The sequence below is a fragment of the Bradyrhizobium sp. AUGA SZCCT0222 genome (assembly GCF_018130205.1).
Taxonomy (GTDB): Bacteria; Pseudomonadota; Alphaproteobacteria; order Rhizobiales; family Xanthobacteraceae; genus Bradyrhizobium.
Genome location: NZ_JAFCLX010000011.1, coordinates 155,221 through 172,558, shown reverse-complemented (window position 1 = coordinate 172,558; position 17,338 = coordinate 155,221). Strand labels below are relative to the sequence as shown.

Below are 17,338 nucleotides of genomic sequence, written 5' to 3'. Positions count from 1 at the left end.
CCAGCGATCCTTGCTCACCAGAGGTTCTTGCCGTCGATGACCGTCACCGGCACGGCGTCGAGATCGACATCGTCGAACAGCCGTGCATTGACGCCGACCTTGGGATTTTCGAAGTCCGGCTTGCCGGTCGACCAATCGGGCGATTCCCCATAGGTCCCGCAGCCGCAACTGGCGCAGAAATGATGTTTGATGGTGCGGCTGCCCCACAAATAAGTGGCGACATTTTCCGGCGGCGAGGTCAGACGAAATTGCGCGGGCGTGTAATAGGCCCATAGCGCGCCGCGCTTCGAACATAGCGAACAGGTGCAGCGGGTCACGTCGGCCGGCATCTCGTTCACCTCGAATTGCGTCTGGCCGCAATGGCAGCTTCCCTTGATTGGCACGATCTGTTCCCTTCCGAATGATCCGACACGGCGAGGTTCATAAACGGTGCCTGCTGCCAGCATGCTGTCAGCAGCAAGAACGTCGTGTCTCCATAACGCCGCCAAACGTGATGGGGTTGCGTTGCCGCTGCGTCGCGAAAGTTGCTAGCTTTCCAGTCCCGCCGGATCGAGTCGCGGAGCAAGTTTTCGGAGTAAGTCTTCGGAGTAAGTCTTGGGAGCAAGTCTTGGGTTTCCTCTTCGTCCTCACGGTCGGGCTTCTCGCCGGCACCATCAGCGGCATCGTCGGCACCGGCTCATCGATCATGCTGATGCCGGTGCTGATCTATCAATACGGGCCGAAGGAAGCCGTGCCGATCATGGCGGTGGCGGCCGTGATGGCGAACCTGTCGCGTATCCTGGCCTGGTGGCGTGAGGTCGACTGGCGTGCCTGCCTCGCCTACTCGGTCACCGGAATTCCGGCTGCGGCGCTCGGCGCCCGGACGCTGCTGGCCTTGCCGTCGCACGCCGTCGATATTGCGATCGGGCTGTTTCTGATCGCGATGGTGCCGGTGCGGCACTGGCTTGACCGACACCAGCTTAAAGCGCGGCTCTGGCATCTGGCGGTCGGTGGCGCTGTTATCGGCTATCTCACCGGCATCGTGGTGTCGACCGGCCCGCTCAGCGTGCCGTTGTTTCTGTTTTACGGGCTGAACAAGGGCGCGTTCCTCGCCACCGAAGCCGCAAGCTCGCTCGGGCTCTATCTCAGCAAATCGGTTACCTTCGAACGCTTCGGCGCGCTGACATCGGATGTGGCGCTGAAAGGCCTGGTTGCAGGCTCCTCGCTGATGTTTGGCGCCTTCATTGCCAAGCGCTTCGTGCTGCACCTGCAGCCCCAGATGTTTCGCCTGCTGATGGACGGCATCATGCTGGTTGCCGGGCTTTCCATGTTCTGGAATGCGTTGTGGAATAGCCAACGGCTTTAAGTGAGCGATCAGCGTTCTCCTGGCCATGTCGATGGCGAGTCATCAGCAGATATGTTTTCAACCCTCGGTAGCACAATTCGAAATGTATGGTAGCCTACACTTATCGGGATGATTTCCGTCCCGGATTTGGAAGGACATGTCATGAGACTGACGTCAGGCTTTGTCGCGCCCTCAGCTGTCGTTATCCTGTCAACGGCATTGTTGTGCGGCCCGAGCGGTACGGCAATGTCGCAAACCGCAACCGCCACCCCGCTTCCTACCATCACGGTCGAAGCGCCGAAGCAGGTGGCAAGGCCAAGGCCGACGCAGGTGCCGAGGCAGGTGGCCAACACAGGTGCGTCTCGCCGGACATCGTCAACCGTTCGCACGCCATCAGCTGCGCCGGATTCAGTATTAGGGAGGATTGCCGAGCTTGAGAAAGCCAGCAGCAGTTGCAACGGTGGTTGCGAAACAAGCTTCAAAACCGGCAACGCCCCCTGGATTGGATGCAGCTATTCGGCGGGGATATTTTCAATGTACTCGGTAACGTGCACAGACACACTCACGTACAAAACCTACGCGGAGTGCAAGGACACCAAAATGTTTTTGGGGAGCGTAGAAAGAGAAGCCAGGTGGATTTGCAGCAGCCTGCTCGCCGGGGGGAAGCTGGCCGGCGAGAAGCGTCAGGTCGCCGAACTCAAGCGAGCAGGACGTCGCTAGTCCATACCGCCCGCCGGCTGCGCCCGAGACGCAGGATCGCATGGTTCAATCAACGGACTTGGAGCCATGCGGCTCCGGGTCATTCGCGATCGGAGCCAACCAATTGCTTGTGCCGCCGACGCCGACGAGGCTGGTCGATCCGAGCGACTGGAACGCGGGCCTGCACGTGCTCGAATATCAGGGCTGAGTTGTCGGCGGCCGGGCTGGCCCGCCTGTGGTCGGCCCTCGCCTGCCAAATCCTCCTTTCCGATCTGAACCAACCCTGCGTCAGGAGAGACGAAGTGACGTGAATCACATCCAATTCCGGATGAGGCCTTAGACGTTGCGTGGCATGAACACTCGTTTTCAGCCACAGGAGATTTAGAAATGTACAGGGGCATTATCGGCGCCGTTGCTGCCGTCATCGTCGTCGGCTTGATCGCAGCCGGAAGCTGGTACACCGTCGATCAGACCGAGCGCGGCGTGCTGCTGCGCTATGGCGCGGTCATCGGCACCGCACAGCCGGGCCTCGGTTTCAAGATCCCGCTGATCGACAGCGTCGAGAAGGTAAGCGTCAAGACCACGACCTTCTCCTGGGACAAGATGAATTCCTATTCCTACGACCAGCAGCCCGCCGATCTCAAGATCAGCGTCACCTTGCGGGCATCGCCGGAAAAAGTAACGGATCTCTATGCCAAATTCGGCCGGCTGCAGGCGGCGGTCAATCAGGTGGTCAGCCCCGCCGTCAACCAGCAGGTCAAGATCGTATTCGGCCGCTATACCGCGGTAAAAGCCATTCAGGAGCGCGGCGCCCTCAACAACGCGATCAGGGACGCCATTACCGCTTCGCTCAAGGATGACCCGATGATCATCGTCGAGAGCGTGCAGCTCGAGAACATCGAGTTCAGCTCGACCTATCTGCATTCGATCGAGCAGCGCATGCTGGCCGAAGTCGAGGTGCAGAAGCTGCAGCAGAACGCCGAGCGCGAGAAGGTTCAGGCGCAGATCACGGTCACGCAAGCCAACGCCAAGGCCAACGCCGTCCGCGCCGAAGCGCAGGCCTCCGCCGACGCGCTGCGGCTGAACGGTGAAGCCCGCGCCACCAACATCAAGCTGACCGGTGAAGCCGAAGCCGCCGCGATCGAAGCCCGCGCCAAGGCGCTCGGCACCAACCCGAACCTCGTCACCCTGGTGCAGGCCGAGCGCTGGAACGGCGTGCTGCCGACCACCATGGTGCCCGGCTCCGCGGTGCCGTTCGTCTCGGTCAAATAATCTTCGAAACCATCCGGAAGCGGCGATGCCTGGGATCGCGATCTCAGGCATCATCGTCTCAGGAACAGGTCCCATGCGGAATGTCATCACCATGGCGGGCATCGCGCTCGCTTTCGCCCTCGTCACGCCTGCGTCGCAAGCCGCGACGCCGGCGTCGCAAGCCGCGGAGAGTTTTGACGGGCTCTGGGCCAGGACCGCGAAGGACTGCCGCAACAAGGAAGGCCCCGACAGCAAAACGCTCATCGACATGAGCAAGCCGACCGGCGGCAAGCCGGCGCCGATGGTCGACCAATATGAAAATCATTGCCGGATCGACCGCAAGACCGTGGCCGGAGACGGCATCAATCTCTCGGTCACATGTTTTGAATTCTGGGATTATTTCAACAGGGGCGTCGAACCACGCAAAGCCACCGTCAAGCTCGCGCCCGGCCCGAACGGCACCATCAAGATCGACGGCAAGCCGTATCTGCGCTGCAAGGCCGGAAGTGGTACCGCCAAGCGCTAGCCACAGACCCTCTGCCCGAGCCCCCGGTGATACACACCGCAACAGAAAGTGTTCGACTGCTTCAGGTTACGTCGGTCCATTTCATGTGGGACCGCATCTAACGTGCGAACCTCGATCCCTTCCTGGAATTGATAATCGTGGGCGCATTGATCTTCGACTTCGACGGCGTCATCGCTGACAGCGAGGCGATCGCCAATACCGTTCTGGCGGAAACGGTCACCGGCCTCGGTCATTCAACAACGCTCGACCAGGCGCTTGCGCGCTATTCCGGCCGGAGATGGGATGAAGCCGTGGCTGAGATCGAAGCGGCAATCGGAAAACCGCTACCTGCGGATTTCTCCAACCAGCTCAAGCTTGCCACCTTCGAGCGGTTCCGGACTGATTTGAAGGAAGTGAGTGGAGCTTCGGATTTCATCAGGCGTTTTTCCCACCTGCCCCGGTGCATCGCCTCGTCCAGTTCGATGGATCGGCTGCAGCTGTGCCTTTCGGTATTGGCGCTGGAAGCGGAATTCGGCAGTCATGTTTTCAGTGCCGATATGGTCGCGCGAGGAAAGCCGCATCCGGACATCTTTCTGTTCGCTGCAGGCAAATTGGGCGTAGGCCCGGAGAACTGTCTTGTGATCGAAGACAGTGCAAGCGGGATCAGGGCGGCGGTTGCCGCTGGCATGACCGTCGTCGGGCTGTGCGCGGCAAGTCATATTCGCGATGGCCATGATCTCAGGCTGCGCGATGCCGGCGCCGTCCACCTGGCGCATTCGTGGTCGGACGTCGAGCACGTCGCCCTGCAGTTTTTCAAGAGCTAGGCCGCCCGCAAACGCCGTCAGCGAAGGCGCAAGCCGGGGCATCGCGACCCGCATTTGAAAAACGCCGCCGGATGACATCATGCTGACGCCAACAATGCCCGGTACCGTGGCATAGTGCATGATCCGATCAATTCGGCCTTGAGGGCGATGTCTTGAGCGCAATAGCTGATGTGGCTGCTATCACCGATACCGGCAACCGGGTGACAGGGAAAACCGACGTCCGGCAAGATACCCTGAAATTCGCGGAGGCCGCGCTTACCGACAGCAAGCGCGAGGGCTTGCTGCTCGCCGTTCGGGCCCGTTGGGTTGCGCTGGCGGTGACGGCCGCAACCCTGCCGATCATCAATCCGGAGTGGGAAGTTCTCTATTACGTCCTGATGCTCGGCCTGTTTGCCCTGATCGGCTGGGCGCAGCTCAAGGTCGGCAAGGCCGAGCGGTCGTGGCCGGAGCTTATTCTGATATTTTGCGACCTGCTGCTGATGACCTTCCTGACCGTCGTGCCCAATCCCTGGAGCACGGTCGATTGGCCGCTTGCGATGCAGTACAGATTCGACAGCTTCATTTACTTCTTTGTTTTCCTGGGCACCGCGACACTCGCCTATTCATGGCGCACCGTTGTGGCAATGGGGTTCTGGACTTCAGCGCTGTGGGCGATCGGCGTCGGCTGGGTTTACCTGCAGCCGCAAACCCACGCCGCGCTGTCGGAACGGGTGCGGGCCGCTGTCGGCTCCGACGTCAGGCTGTTCGATATCATCGATCCCTCGTCGATCGGTTTTGGCGCGCGGTTCCAGCAGATCACCGTCTTCCTGATCGTCGCCATGACGCTGGCGCTGGCGGCGCGACGCTCGAACGCCCTCTTGATCAGCCACGCCGGCATCGAACGCGAACGCACTAACCTTGCGCGCTATTTCTCTCCCAATGTCGTCGAACAGCTGTCGAAAAACGACGATCCGCTCAAACAGGTGCGAACGCAGAATGTCGCGGTACTGTTCGCCGACATCGTTGATTTCACCGCCTATGCAGACGGCCGCAGCCCGATGGAAGTGATCGGGACGCTGCGGCAGTTCCACGAGCGGATGGAACGGGAAGTATTCCGGCACGCCGGCACGCTGGACAAATATCTCGGTGACGGATTGATGGCGACGTTCGGCACCCCCTTCACCAGCGATTCCGACGCCGGCAACGCGCTGCGATGTGCGCAGGCCATGATCGTGTCGATCGCTGAACTCAACCGCGAACGAAAAACCCGCAACGAGCCGCCGATCCAGCTCAGCATCGGATTGCATTTTGGTCAGGTCGTGCTCGGCGACATCGGCCTGAACCGGCTTGAATTTGCTGTCATCGGCACGGCGGTGAACGCCGCCAGCCGCCTTGAGGCGCTGACCCGCGAATACGGTTGCGCCCTGGTCGCCAGTGACGAACTCGTGCAGCGGGCGCGCGCGGAAACCGGCAGCTCAAACGCCGACTTTTTGCACCTCGTCAAAAAGCCGGCCCGAACCATTCGCGGTCTCGAGCAACCGGTCGGGATATGGACGCGGGATTACGACGCGACCTGATTCATGCCAGGCCAATTCATGCTATGACGCCGCGCTCATTGGACCCAACCGTCGGGCAAGGCATCTCATGAAGTCATTCGAACTTGTTCTATTCGCCGACTACTTCCAATTCTACATCCAGGATGAGGCAGCAAAAGGCGACCTTTCCCAGGCCTGGAATGAAGAGACAACTGACCGAATGCTGGCGCTGGCCGCGGGGACGGTTGGCATCGGCACGGTACGAAACATGGATGTCCCGGTCACGGTGGATATTCTCGAGCGTGCGCCGGAGGATGACTTCTCTGAATGGGATCATGTGGTTGAGGCCGGCTTGGACGTGGCGTCTGGACGGATCGTAATCGCCGGTTGCACCGACTACTTGCCGGACGCAAAGCGCGTCGAGGTTCCGCCAGGTACCTATCGGGTCCGAGTTTCCTACGGGGCACTTGATACACTTTCGGAAGACGGGCTAAGCGGAGATGATCGCTACAGGCTGCAGCTCTGGCCTGCCACCTCGACCGCCGTTCACATTCTGAAGCAGCGATTGAAATAGGTCCCAATGCCCCAACCCAAACAAAATCCAAACGACTCCTTCTACGTCGAACCGCGCAGCGGCGAGCGCTTTTCCCTGGATGTGCCGCGCTGGTGCGCCGACGGGCAAAGGCCGCTGCTGATCAACCCGCAGCCCGGCATCGGCCGCGAAGACATCGATCGCGGCACGCGGTCGCTGTGGCGCTATCGGGCCTCGCTGCCGGTCGAAATTGCAAAACCGATTTCGCTCGGGGAAGGCTGCACGCCGCTGGTGCAAAAGGAATGGGACGACTTCCGGCCGTTTTTCAAATTGGAGTGGTTCAACCCGACCTGCAGCTTCAAGGACCGCGGCACCACGGTGATGCTGTCCTATGTGCGGCAGCTCGGCATCGATGCGGTGCTCGAAGACAGTTCTGGTAATGGCGGCGCGTCGGTTGCGGCCTATGGCGCGGCCGGCGGCATGCGGGTGAAGATCCTGGCACCCGCCTATACGTCGCCCGCCAAGGTCGCGCAGGTTCGCGCCTATGGCGCCGAGGTGCAACTGGTCGAAGGCCCGCGCGAAGAATCCCAGCGCGAGGCGATCCGCCAGTCCAGCGAGATCTTCTACTCGAGCCACAACTGGCAGCCGTTCTTCCTGCAGGGGACCAAGTCGGTCGCCTATGAGATCTGGGAGGATTTCAACTTCACGGCGCCCGACAACATCATCATTCCGGTCGGCGCGGGCAGCAACCTGCTCGGCTGCCACATCGGCTTCTCCGAATTGCTCGCCGCCGGCCAGATCCGCAAACTTCCAAGGCTGTTTGCCGCGCAACCCCTCAACTGCTCGCCGCTGGATGCGAGCTTCCAGGCCGGCGTCGACACCCCGGTCGAGCGCGCCGTCCGCACGACGATCGCGGAAGGCACCGCGATCGCGCATCCGCTGCGGCTCAAGGAAATGATCCACGCCTTGAAAGACAGCGGCGGGGAATCGGTAGCCGTATCCGAAGACGAGATCGTCACCGCCCTGAAGCGGCTGGCGCGGCTCGGCCTTTTCGTGGAGCCGACATCGGCCAGCGTCGCGGCGGCGTTCGCAAGGCTTACGGCGCGAGGCGTCATCAAGGAGCGCGAAAACACGGTGCTGTTGATTTCAGGCACCGGCATCAAGACGGCGTCTGCGATCGCCGAGATGTTTTGATTCCGGCTTTGCACCTCCCAGCCTTTGACTTGGCTCTGGAACCACTATAGAACAAAATAAGAACGCGCCACTCCCCGGGACTTCATGGCCAAATCCACGCTCTCCTTCGTCTGCCAGAACTGCGGCGCGGCGTTTAATCGCTGGCAGGGCAAGTGCGAGGCCTGCGGCGAGTGGAATACGCTGTCCGAGGAGGACACGACGGGCGCGACGTCGATGCCGGTCTCGATCCGCTCCAAGCGCAGGGGACGAACTTTCGCGCTGGAATCGTTGACCGGCAAAAGCCAGGACGCGCCCCGCCTCTCCTCCGGCATGGCGGAGCTCGACCGCGTTACCGGCGGCGGCTTTGTCCGCGGCTCGGTGCTGCTGGTCGGCGGCGATCCCGGCATCGGCAAATCGACGCTGTTGACGCAGGCGACCAGCATGATGGCGCGCGCGGGGCACCGTGCGGTCTACATTTCAGGCGAAGAAGCCGTGGCCCAGGTGCGCTTGCGCGCCGAGCGGCTCGGCCTCGCCGACGCGCCGGTGCAGCTCGCCGCCGAGACCTCCGTCGAAGACATCGTCTCGACGCTGTCCGAGGGCGCGGTGCCGCGCCTGATCGTGATCGATTCGATCCAGACCATGTGGACCGATACGGTGGAATCAGCCCCCGGAACGGTCACGCAGGTCCGCGCTTCCGCGCAAGCGCTGATTCGGTTTGCCAAGAAGTCCGGCGCCACGATCATCCTGGTCGGGCACGTGACAAAGGACGGCCAGATCGCCGGCCCCCGCGTGGTCGAGCACATGGTCGATGCGGTGCTGTCGTTCGAGGGCGAAGGCTCGCAGCAATTCCGCATCCTGCGCGCGGCGAAGAACCGTTTCGGCCCTACCGATGAAATCGGCGTGTTCGAGATGACGGGCCTCGGCCTGCGTGAGGTCTCGAACCCCTCCGAATTGTTCCTGTCGGAGCGTGACCTCGGCAGTCCCGGCACCGCTGTGTTTGCCGGCATCGAGGGCACCCGCCCGGTGCTGGTGGAATTGCAGGCGCTGGTGGCGCCGACCACCCTCGGCACGCCCCGGCGCGCCGTGGTCGGCTGGGACCCAAGCCGGCTATCGATGGTGCTGGCGGTGCTGGAGGCCCATTGCGGGGTCAAACTGTCCGGCTACGACGTCTATCTGAACGTGGCCGGCGGCCTGCGGATCCAGGAGCCCGCGGCCGACGTCGCGGCCGCCGCCGCGCTGGTGTCGTCGCTGGTCAACGCGCCGCTGCCGACGGATGCGGTCTATTTCGGAGAGATTTCGCTGTCCGGCGCGGTCCGGCCGGTGGCGCAAACCTCGGCGCGGCTGAAGGAGGCGGCAAAACTCGGCTTTGGCCGCGCAATACTGCCCGAATCGGCGCGTGGCGAGGCCAGTGGCGACGCGGGCCTTGTGCTGAACAGCGTCGGCGGATTGACCAGCCTGGTCGCCGAAATTGCCGCGCGCGGCACGCCCAGAGCCAATCGAGAGGGTAACCGGGAGGCCAATCGCGAGGGCCCAGCGGAGAAAAATGCCACACCGGCGCGATTCCGTCGCGAGAACGGCTAAAGCGGCGTGACGTTACGCCCCCTCGCCGCTATACAACGCGCGCGAAAGGCGCGTGGGATGGCGTGATATCCGGCCTTGCGGGACACGCCATATGACCATCACCTAGAACGGCACCGACACGCCGATTCGCAAGACTTTGAGCATTTACGAGCGGACCTGACCAGCCGATGCCGATAACGATACTCGATCTCGTCCTGCTTGGTGTGATGCTGATTTCGGGGCTGCTCGCCATGGTGCGCGGCTTCATGCGCGAGATTCTGTCGATCGCGGCCTGGGGCGCGGCGGCTCTGGTCACGCTGTATGCTTTCTCAAAGCTGCTGCCGACCGCCAAAACTTATTTCAATAACGACACGGTGGCGGCTGTGGTGGTGGTAGCCGGCACCTTCATCGCGACCCTGGTCGTGGTGTCGATCATTACGGTGCGGATTTCGGACATGATCCTGGATTCCCGGATCGGTGCGCTGGATCGCACCCTCGGCTTCCTGTTCGGCCTCGCCCGCGGCCTCCTGATCGTCGTCGTCGCCTTCCTGTTCTTCAGCTGGCTGGTTCCGGACAAGCAGCGGCCCGACTGGATCACCGGGGCGAAGTCCCGGATGGTGCTGCAGGGAACCGGAGATTGGTTAATGGCGCTCTTGCCTGACGACCCTGAGAACACCATCTTAAAGAGATTCAAGAAGAATAAACCCGACGACGATTCAACTGACGCCGAGCCGGCAGCCCCGGCGTCCGGCGATGGCTACAGCAAACCTGCCCGCGACGGCCTTAAAAAGCTGATCGAGAAACCTGCGAGCAAGTAACTCTTGGCCAAAAGAGAGGCGATGGACGCGATGCAAAACCCTTCCGATCCCGCCGAGCAATTTGACCGAAACTCCGGTCCGATCGATTTGCAGGACGATCTCGAAGGCGACACGCTACGCGAGGAATGCGGCGTGTTCGGCATCTTCGGCCATCCCGAGGCCGCCGCCATCACCGCACTCGGACTACACGCCCTTCAACACCGAGGCCAGGAAGCCGCCGGCATCGTCTCCTTCGACGGCAGCCGCTTCCACAGCGAACGCCGTCTCGGCCTCGTCGGCGACACCTTCTCCCGCCGCGAAGTGATCGAGCGCCTGCCCGGCAACGCCGCCGTCGGCCATGTCCGTTATGCCACCACCGGCGCCACCATCCTGCGCAATGTGCAGCCGCTGTTCGCCGAGCTCAATGCCGGCGGTTTCGCGGTCGGCCATAACGGCAATCTCACCAACGGTCTGACGCTGCGCCGCGAACTCGTGCTCCACGGCGCCATGATGCAGTCGACCACCGACACCGAAGTGATCCTGCATCTGGTCGCGCAGTCGAAGCGCACCCGCTTCGTCGACCGGTTTATCGAGGCGCTGCGCACGATCGAGGGCGCCTATTCGCTGACGGCCTTGACCAACAAGAAACTGATCGGCGCCCGCGATCCGCTTGGCATCCGTCCCCTGGTGCTCGGCGACCTCGACGGTCACCCGATCCTGACCTCGGAGACCTGCGCGCTCGACATGATCGGCGCAAAGTATATCCGCGACGTCGAACCCGGCGAAATCGTCGTATTCGACGACAAGGGCGCGCACAGCCACAAGCCGTTCCCGCCGAAACCGCCACGGCCCTGCATCTTCGAATACATCTATTTCTCGCGGCCGGATTCCATCGTCGGCGGCCGTTCGGTCTATGAAGTTCGAAAAGCCTTCGGCGCGCAGCTCGCGCGCGAGAGCCGTGTCGAGGTGGACGTCGTGGTGCCGGTGCCGGATTCCGGCGTGCCGGCCGCGATCGGTTACGCCCAGCATTCCGGCGTGCCGTTCGAGCTCGGCATTATCCGTAACCACTATGTCGGCCGCACCTTCATTCAGCCGACCCAGAGCGTGCGCGAACTCGGCGTGCGCATGAAGCATTCGGCCAACCGCGCCGCGATCGAAGGCAAGCGCATCATCCTGATCGACGACTCGCTGGTGCGCGGCACCACCTCGAAGAAGATCGTGCGCATGATGCGCGACGCCGGCGCCCGCGAAGTGCATTTCCGCCTCGCCTCGCCGCCGATCCTCTACCCCGATTATTACGGCATCGACCTGCCGGACCGCGGCGGACTCCTTGCCGCCACGCATTCCCTAGAGGAGATGCGCGAGATCATCGGCGCCGATTCACTGGCGTTCCTGTCGATCGACGGCATGTACCGCGCGATGGGCGAACCCGGCCGCGATCCCGCCAATCCGAAATTCTCGGACCATTGCTTCACGGGCGCCTACCCGACCCACCTCACCGACCAGAGCGAAACCGAGCCGTCGCCCCGTCAATTGTCGTTGCTGGCGGAGGCGAGTTAATAGACCCCATTGGTTTGTCGTCCCGGCGAAGGCCGGGACCCATAGCCACCGGCCTTCGTTTTACGGACGCCTCTAGACACAGCCACCTTTTGCCTCATAACCGTCACGGCGTATGGGTCCCGGCCTTCGCCGGGACGACGTTTTTGTTAGAGCTTCTTCTATGCCCCAATCCCTCGCCTCCCGTATCGCTCTCGTGACCGGCGCCTCCCGCGGCATCGGCTATGCCACCGCACGCGCGCTTGCCAAGGCCGGCGCGCATGTCGTGGCGGTGGCGCGCACGCAAGGCGGGCTGGAAGAGCTCGACGACGAGATCCGCAAGGATGGCGGCAGCGCCACGCTGGTGCCGCTCAACCTCACCGACTCCGACGGCATCGCCCGGCTTGGGGCGGCGCTGCACGAGCGTCACAGCAAGATCGACATTCTCGTCGGCAATGCCGGCGTCGCCGGCCCTTCCTCGCCGCTCGGTCATATCGAGCTGAAGCCGTGGAACGACGTGATGGCGGTCAACGTGACCGCGAACTTCCAGCTGATCCGTTGCATGGAACCGCTGCTGAGGCAGTCCGACGCCGGCCGCGCCGTGTTCGTCACATCAGGCGCCGCCAACAAGGCCAGCGCCTATGTCGGTCCCTATGCCGCTTCGAAGGCTGCCCTCGAAGCGCTGGCACGCGCCTGGGCACAGGAGACCGCGAGCACCAATCTGCGCGTCAACCTTTTCAGCCCCGGCCCGATCCGCACGAAGATGCGCGCCACGGTATTCCCCGGCGAAGACCCCGCGACGCTGGACACGCCGGAGCAGGCAGCGGAGTTCATCGTGCCGATGTGCGCGCCCGACTGGACCGAAACCGGCAAGCTCTACGATTACAAGACGCGTACGCTGATGGACTTTCGCGCGCCGGCTTGAACTCTCTCCACGTCATTGCGAGCCAACGGGACGCGCGAATGCGCGCCCGATGACAGGCTCCGCGAAGCAATCCATTCTTCCTTTGCGTGACGCCATGGATTGCTTCGCTTCGCTCGCAATGACGGTGTCATACCGTTGACTCCTCCCCCTCCCCGCGATTGACTGCCCGCGCAAGCGGGAGCAACCCGCCAAGAAGATCAAGGGAGGAAGCATTATGCCGATGCGTCATCGCGCGCGCTCGATACCTGCGATCCAACATCTCAGCAAATCCATTTTCGTGAGTGTCACCGCCGCCATGCTGATGTCAGTTGCGGCGATGCCGCTTCCCGCGCTCGCCGGCGACATTCCGACCTTCGCGGTCGAAGCCTCCTGGCCGAAGCCGCTGCCGAACAACTGGATCCTCGGCCAGGTCGGCGGCATCGCCGTCGACTCCAAGGACCACATCTGGGTCATCCATCGTCCGCGCTCGCTGACCGACGACGAAAAGGGCGCGACGCTGACCCCGCCCCGATCGAAATGCTGCGTCTCGGCGCCGCCGGTGCTGGAGTTCGACGCCGAGGGCAATCTGCTGCGCTCCTGGGGCGGTGCGGGCGAAGGCTATGAATGGGTCGGCCGCGAACATGGCATCGAAGTCGACGAAAAGGGTTTTGTCTGGGTCGGCGGCAACGCCGACAATGACAACGCGGTTCTCAAATTCACCCTCGACGGCAAGTTCGTGATGCAGATCGGCAAGATCGCGCCGAGCAAGGGCTCTGGCGACACCACGCAACTCGGCAAACCCGCCGAGACCGCGGTCGACAAGGATGCCAACGAGATCTACATCGCCGACGGCTACGGCAACCGCCGCGTCATCGTGTTCGACGCCACGTCAGGCGCCTACAAGCGGCACTGGGGCGCCTATGGCAGGCCGCCGAACGACGACAAGCAGCCGCCCTATGATCCCAAGGCGCCCCCTGCCCAGCAATTCGCCAATCCCGTGCATTGCGTGAAGCTCACCAATGACGGGATGGTTTATGTCTGCGACCGCATCAACAACCGCATCCAGGTGTTCAAGAAGGATGGAACTTTCGTGAAGGAGTGGTTCTTCGAGAAGAACACGCTCGGCAATGGCGCGGTGTGGGACATCGCCGTCTGGCCCGATCCGAAACAGACCTGGCTGTTGAGCGCCGATGGCGAAAACAACGAAATCCGGGTGCTGAAGCGCGACGACGGTACCGTGGTCGGGAGTTTTGGACGCAGCGGCCGCAATGCCGGGCAGTTCCACTGGATTCACGCCATGGCCGTGGATTCCAAGGGCAACGTCTATACCGCCGAAGTCGACACCGGAAAGCGAATCCAGAAATTCAAGCTGACATCGGACGCGCTACGATAGGTGGATTGCCCAGGGCATCCGGAACCACTACCACCGTCTCAGTCATATGCCGGGCGTGGACCTCCCAAAGAAGGCCACCCGGCGACCATAGATGGAGGAAATACATGACTGCATTCACCGCGCGGCGACTCGCCGCGTTGATTACCGTTGCCGGTGTCAGCTTTGCTGCGCCCGCCTACGCCCAGGACAAGACCGTCAAGATCGGCGTGTTGAACGACATGTCGAGCCTTTACGCCGATATCGGCGGCCCCAATTCAGTGGTCGCGGTCAAGATGGCGATCGAGGATTCCGGGCTGCTCAAGAAGGGCTGGAAGATCGACGTCGTCAGCGGCGATCATCAGAACAAGCCCGACGTCGGCGTCAACATCGCGCGGCAATGGATCGACAACGACAAGGTCGATGCGATCGCCGATACGCCGAACTCCGGCGTGGCTCTCGCCGTCAGCAACCTCGTCAAGGAGAAGAACATCGCGCTGCTCAATTCGGGCGCCGCGACGGCCGATCTCACCGGCAAGGCCTGCACGCCGAACACGATCTCCTTCACCTACGACACTTACATGCTGGCCAACGGCACCGGTAAGGCGCTCACCAAATCCGGGGGCGACACCTGGTTCTTCCTGACCGCCGATTACGCCTTCGGGCACGCGCTGGAGCGTGATACTTCCGCGGTCGTCACCGCCAATGGCGGCAAGGTGCTCGGCGGCGTCAAGCATCCGATCAACACCTCGGATTTCTCCTCGTTCCTGCTGCAGGCACAGGCCTCCAAAGCCAAGGTCGTCGGCCTCGCCAACGCCGGCGGCGACACCACCAACGCGATCAAGCAGGCCTCCGAATTCGGCATCGTCGCCGGCGGCCAGAAGCTGGCCGCACTGCTGCTGTTCATCAACGACGTGCATTCGCTGGGATTGAAGACGGCGCAAGGCCTGACCTTCACGGAATCCTTTTACTGGGACCTGAACGACCAGACCCGCGCCTTCTCGAAGCGGTTCGCCGCATTGGCGAGCAAGAATGCGATGCCGTCGATGACGCAGGCCGGCAACTACGCCATGGTGCTGCATTATCTCAAGGCGATGGAAGCGCTCGGCGGCAATCCGCGCGATGGCGCCAAAGTGATCGCCAAGATGAAGGAACTGCCGACCGACGATCCCTTGTTCGGCAAGGGCCCGCTGCGCGCCGACGGCCGCCGTCTCATTCCGGCCTACCTGTTCGAAGTGAAGAAGCCGGAAGAGTCGAAGGGTCCGTGGGACTATTACAAGCAGATCGCCACGATCGCCCCGGAAGACGCCGCCAAGCCGCTCGAGGCCAGCGACTGTCCGCTGGTGAAGAAATAGTTGGATAACAAACTCGATTGTCGTCCCGGCGAAAGCCGGGACCCATACGCCGCGGCGGCTGTAATTGTAGCAGGTGTCGGCCACCTTGTTTTAGCCGATAGCACAACGCGGTATGGGTCCCCCGATGCGCAATTGCGCATCTGAGCTCAAGGCCGGGACGACGTAGACAAGAACGCTTTCATCCGCATTTTCACCGCGGCAGTAAATTGGTCTTGGCGAGATCAAGAACCTCGTCGCCCCGCCCGCTCATCACCGCCCGCAGTACCCACAGACTGAAGCCCTTGACCTGTTCCGCGGTGATCGTGGGCGGTATCGACAATTCCTGCCGCGCGGTGACGACGTCGAGCACCGCCGGTCCGTCATGGGCCAGTATTTCGCGGATCGCCTGTGGCAGATCGCCGGGATCCTCGACCCGCCGCGCATGAATGCCCATGGCACGGGCCATCGCCGCGAAGTCAGGGTTTTCCAGATCGACGCCGGTTTCGATAAAGCCGGACGCCTTCATTTCCAGCGCAACGAATCCCAGCACCCCGTTGTTGAAGATCACGACCTTCACCGGCAGCTTCATCTGCCGCAGCGTGATCAGGTCACCCATCAGCATCGCGAACCCGCCATCGCCGGACATCGACACCACCTGCCGCCCCGGTTGCGACGCCTGGGCGCCGATCGCATGCGCCATCGCGTTGGCCATCGAGCCGTGCACCCAGGATCCCAGCAGACGACGGCGTCCGTTCATGACGAGATAGCGCGCCGCCCAGATCGTCGGCGTACCCACATCGGCCGTGAACACAGCGTCGTCGGAAGCCGCCTCGCTGAGCAGGCGCGCCAGATATTGCGGGTGAATCGGCTTGTGCCCGGGCGTCCCGCGCGCCAGTTCGTCGAGGCCAGCGCGGGCTTTCTTGTAGTGGGCGGCACTGTCGTCGAGATGGCGGCGATCATCCTTTGCCGTCAGTTTCGGCAGCAGCGCCTCGATCGTGACGCCGACATCGCCGACGAGACCGAGATCGAGCTTGCAGCGGCGGCCGAGATTTTCGGGGCGGATATCGACCTGCGCGATCTTCGCTCCCGTCGGTAGAAACTGCTTATAGGGAAAATCCGTCCCCAGCATCAGCAACACGTCGCAGGCGTGCATGGCGGCGTAGCCGGACGAGAAGCCGATGAAGCCGGTCATGCCGACATCATAGGGGTTGTCGAATTCAACGTGTTCCTTGCCGCCGAGCGCATGCACCATCGGGCTCTTGAGCTTGTCCGCCAGCCGCTTCAGGCTGGGATGGGCGTCCGCGCAGCCGCGGCCGCAGAACAGCGTGATACGTTTGGCGCCGTTCAAAAGCCCCGCCAGCGCCATCAATTCCGTCTCATCCGGCCGAACCACCGGGGCTTTCGGCAGAAGCCCGGCATTCGGTGAAATGCCACGGCTGGGCGCCGGTCGCAGCGCGATATCGCCGGGGATCACCAGCACGGCCACGCCACGGCGGCCGACCGCAGCGCGGATCGCATTCTCCAACACGTAGGGAAGCTGCGCCGGATCGGAAACGAGCTCGCAATAATGACTGCATTCGCGGAACAACTCCTGGGGATGTGTCTCCTGAAAATAGCCCCCGCCGATTTCCGCGGATGGAATCTGGGCGGCGATAGCCAGTACCGGCGTGCGGCTGCGATGTGCATCGAACAAGCCGTTGATGAGGTGAAGATTGCCCGGCCCGCACGATCCCGCGCATACCGCGAGCCGGCCGGTGATTTGCGCTTCAGCTGAAGCCGCGAAGGCGGCGACTTCCTCATGCCGGACATGAACCCAGTCGATCACCTCGCGTTTGCGCAGTGCTTCGGTCAAGCCGTTCAGGCTGTCCCCTACCACGCCGAATATCCGCTTCACGCCGGCCTGGATCAACGTTTCCGCGATGAGGTCGGCGACGGTGTCGATGGGCATGGTGGCCTCGCTCTGTTGGAAGGGCTTCGGAACGTCAGCAAATCAGATGTAGCGGGCCGGCCGGGCCT

Annotated in this window: 16 protein-coding genes; 14 read left to right on the top strand and 2 right to left on the bottom strand. The window is 62.6% G+C overall.

From position 1 onward, the window contains the following. Nucleotides 1–14 precede the first annotated feature (14 nt). Nucleotides 15–383 carry a GFA family protein gene (locus tag JQ629_RS12720; protein ID WP_212412959.1) on the bottom strand — a complete coding sequence of 123 codons (369 nt, stop codon included), beginning with the start codon at nucleotides 381–383 and terminating at the stop codon, nucleotides 15–17. A 224-nt stretch (nucleotides 384–607) separates the two neighbouring features. Here JQ629_RS12720 and JQ629_RS12715 point away from each other — a divergent pair, with 224 nt between their 5' ends. The 14 genes from JQ629_RS12715 to JQ629_RS12650 all read left to right on the top strand — a co-directional run bounded on the left by JQ629_RS12715 (nucleotide 608) and on the right by JQ629_RS12650 (nucleotide 15,343). Then, nucleotides 608–1,345, top strand: coding sequence for a sulfite exporter TauE/SafE family protein (locus JQ629_RS12715; RefSeq protein ID WP_212412958.1), 738 nt, complete (start codon nucleotides 608–610; stop codon nucleotides 1,343–1,345). 739 nt (nucleotides 1,346–2,084) lie between these two features. Then, nucleotides 2,085–2,231: a hypothetical protein gene (locus JQ629_RS12710; RefSeq protein WP_212412957.1), complete on the top strand. Its 147-nt coding sequence runs from the start codon at nucleotides 2,085–2,087 to the stop codon at nucleotides 2,229–2,231. A gap of 179 nt (nucleotides 2,232–2,410) precedes the next feature. Continuing rightward, nucleotides 2,411–3,295 (top strand): prohibitin family protein, encoded by an 885-nt coding sequence (locus tag JQ629_RS12705; protein WP_192740676.1) that lies wholly within the window; start codon nucleotides 2,411–2,413, stop codon nucleotides 3,293–3,295. 73 nt (nucleotides 3,296–3,368) lie between these two features. Continuing rightward, nucleotides 3,369–3,800, top strand: coding sequence for a hypothetical protein (locus tag JQ629_RS12700; RefSeq protein WP_212412956.1), 432 nt, complete (start codon nucleotides 3,369–3,371; stop codon nucleotides 3,798–3,800). 137 nt (nucleotides 3,801–3,937) lie between these two features. After that, nucleotides 3,938–4,603, top strand: coding sequence for an HAD family hydrolase (locus JQ629_RS12695; protein WP_212412955.1), 666 nt, complete (start codon nucleotides 3,938–3,940; stop codon nucleotides 4,601–4,603). A gap of 152 nt (nucleotides 4,604–4,755) precedes the next feature. Next, entirely contained in the window at nucleotides 4,756–6,159 is a 1,404-nt protein-coding gene (locus tag JQ629_RS12690) for an adenylate/guanylate cyclase domain-containing protein (RefSeq protein WP_212412954.1), read from the top strand. Nucleotides 6,160–6,226: 67 nt separating this feature from the next. Further along, nucleotides 6,227–6,691: a hypothetical protein gene (locus JQ629_RS12685; protein ID WP_212412953.1), complete on the top strand. Its 465-nt coding sequence runs from the start codon at nucleotides 6,227–6,229 to the stop codon at nucleotides 6,689–6,691. Nucleotides 6,692–6,697: 6 nt separating this feature from the next. Next, nucleotides 6,698–7,843 carry a threonine synthase gene (locus JQ629_RS12680; protein ID WP_212412952.1) on the top strand — a complete coding sequence of 382 codons (1,146 nt, stop codon included), beginning with the start codon at nucleotides 6,698–6,700 and terminating at the stop codon, nucleotides 7,841–7,843. A gap of 84 nt (nucleotides 7,844–7,927) precedes the next feature. After that, on the top strand, nucleotides 7,928–9,403 hold the full coding sequence (gene radA, locus JQ629_RS12675; RefSeq protein WP_212412951.1) for a DNA repair protein RadA: 1,476 nt from the start codon (nucleotides 7,928–7,930) through the stop codon (nucleotides 9,401–9,403). A 167-nt stretch (nucleotides 9,404–9,570) separates the two neighbouring features. Beyond that, nucleotides 9,571–10,200, top strand: a complete 630-nt coding sequence (locus JQ629_RS12670) for a CvpA family protein (RefSeq protein WP_192740670.1) — start codon at nucleotides 9,571–9,573, stop codon at nucleotides 10,198–10,200. A 30-nt stretch (nucleotides 10,201–10,230) separates the two neighbouring features. Continuing rightward, a complete protein-coding gene (gene purF, locus JQ629_RS12665) occupies nucleotides 10,231–11,739 on the top strand; it encodes an amidophosphoribosyltransferase (RefSeq protein ID WP_212412988.1) in 1,509 nt (502 codons plus the stop codon). Between the two features lie 160 nt (nucleotides 11,740–11,899). Then, a complete protein-coding gene (locus tag JQ629_RS12660; RefSeq protein ID WP_212412950.1) occupies nucleotides 11,900–12,640 on the top strand; it encodes an SDR family NAD(P)-dependent oxidoreductase in 741 nt (246 codons plus the stop codon). A 214-nt stretch (nucleotides 12,641–12,854) separates the two neighbouring features. Next, on the top strand, nucleotides 12,855–14,012 hold the full coding sequence (locus JQ629_RS12655) for an NHL repeat-containing protein (protein ID WP_502752840.1): 1,158 nt from the start codon (nucleotides 12,855–12,857) through the stop codon (nucleotides 14,010–14,012). Nucleotides 14,013–14,116: 104 nt separating this feature from the next. Then, nucleotides 14,117–15,343, top strand: a complete 1,227-nt coding sequence (locus JQ629_RS12650) for an ABC transporter substrate-binding protein (protein WP_212412949.1) — start codon at nucleotides 14,117–14,119, stop codon at nucleotides 15,341–15,343. Nucleotides 15,344–15,533: 190 nt separating this feature from the next. Here the strand turns inward: JQ629_RS12650 and poxB are convergent, their stop codons facing one another. Further along, nucleotides 15,534–17,270, bottom strand: a complete 1,737-nt coding sequence (poxB, locus tag JQ629_RS12645) for a ubiquinone-dependent pyruvate dehydrogenase (RefSeq protein WP_212412948.1) — start codon at nucleotides 17,268–17,270, stop codon at nucleotides 15,534–15,536. Nucleotides 17,271–17,338: the final 68 nt, after the last annotated feature.

What these genes read in the sequence shown, in the direction of transcription:
- JQ629_RS12710 (WP_212412957.1), top strand. Translation starts at nt 2,085, where the DNA reads ATGGTTCAATCAACGGACTTGGAGCCATGCGGCTCCGGGTCATTCGCG.
- JQ629_RS12705 (WP_192740676.1), top strand. Translation starts at nt 2,411, where the DNA reads ATGTACAGGGGCATTATCGGCGCCGTTGCTGCCGTCATCGTCGTCGGC.
- JQ629_RS12700 (WP_212412956.1), top strand. Translation starts at nt 3,369, where the DNA reads ATGCGGAATGTCATCACCATGGCGGGCATCGCGCTCGCTTTCGCCCTC.
- JQ629_RS12685 (WP_212412953.1), top strand. Translation starts at nt 6,227, where the DNA reads ATGAAGTCATTCGAACTTGTTCTATTCGCCGACTACTTCCAATTCTAC.
- JQ629_RS12680 (WP_212412952.1), top strand. Translation starts at nt 6,698, where the DNA reads ATGCCCCAACCCAAACAAAATCCAAACGACTCCTTCTACGTCGAACCG.
- radA (WP_212412951.1), top strand. Translation starts at nt 7,928, where the DNA reads ATGGCCAAATCCACGCTCTCCTTCGTCTGCCAGAACTGCGGCGCGGCG.
- JQ629_RS12670 (WP_192740670.1), top strand. Translation starts at nt 9,571, where the DNA reads ATGCCGATAACGATACTCGATCTCGTCCTGCTTGGTGTGATGCTGATT.
- purF (WP_212412988.1), top strand. Translation starts at nt 10,231, where the DNA reads ATGCAAAACCCTTCCGATCCCGCCGAGCAATTTGACCGAAACTCCGGT.
- JQ629_RS12660 (WP_212412950.1), top strand. Translation starts at nt 11,900, where the DNA reads ATGCCCCAATCCCTCGCCTCCCGTATCGCTCTCGTGACCGGCGCCTCC.
- JQ629_RS12655 (WP_502752840.1), top strand. Translation starts at nt 12,855, where the DNA reads ATGCCGATGCGTCATCGCGCGCGCTCGATACCTGCGATCCAACATCTC.
- JQ629_RS12650 (WP_212412949.1), top strand. Translation starts at nt 14,117, where the DNA reads ATGACTGCATTCACCGCGCGGCGACTCGCCGCGTTGATTACCGTTGCC.
- poxB (WP_212412948.1), bottom strand. Translation starts at nt 17,270, where the DNA reads ATGCCCATCGACACCGTCGCCGACCTCATCGCGGAAACGTTGATCCAG.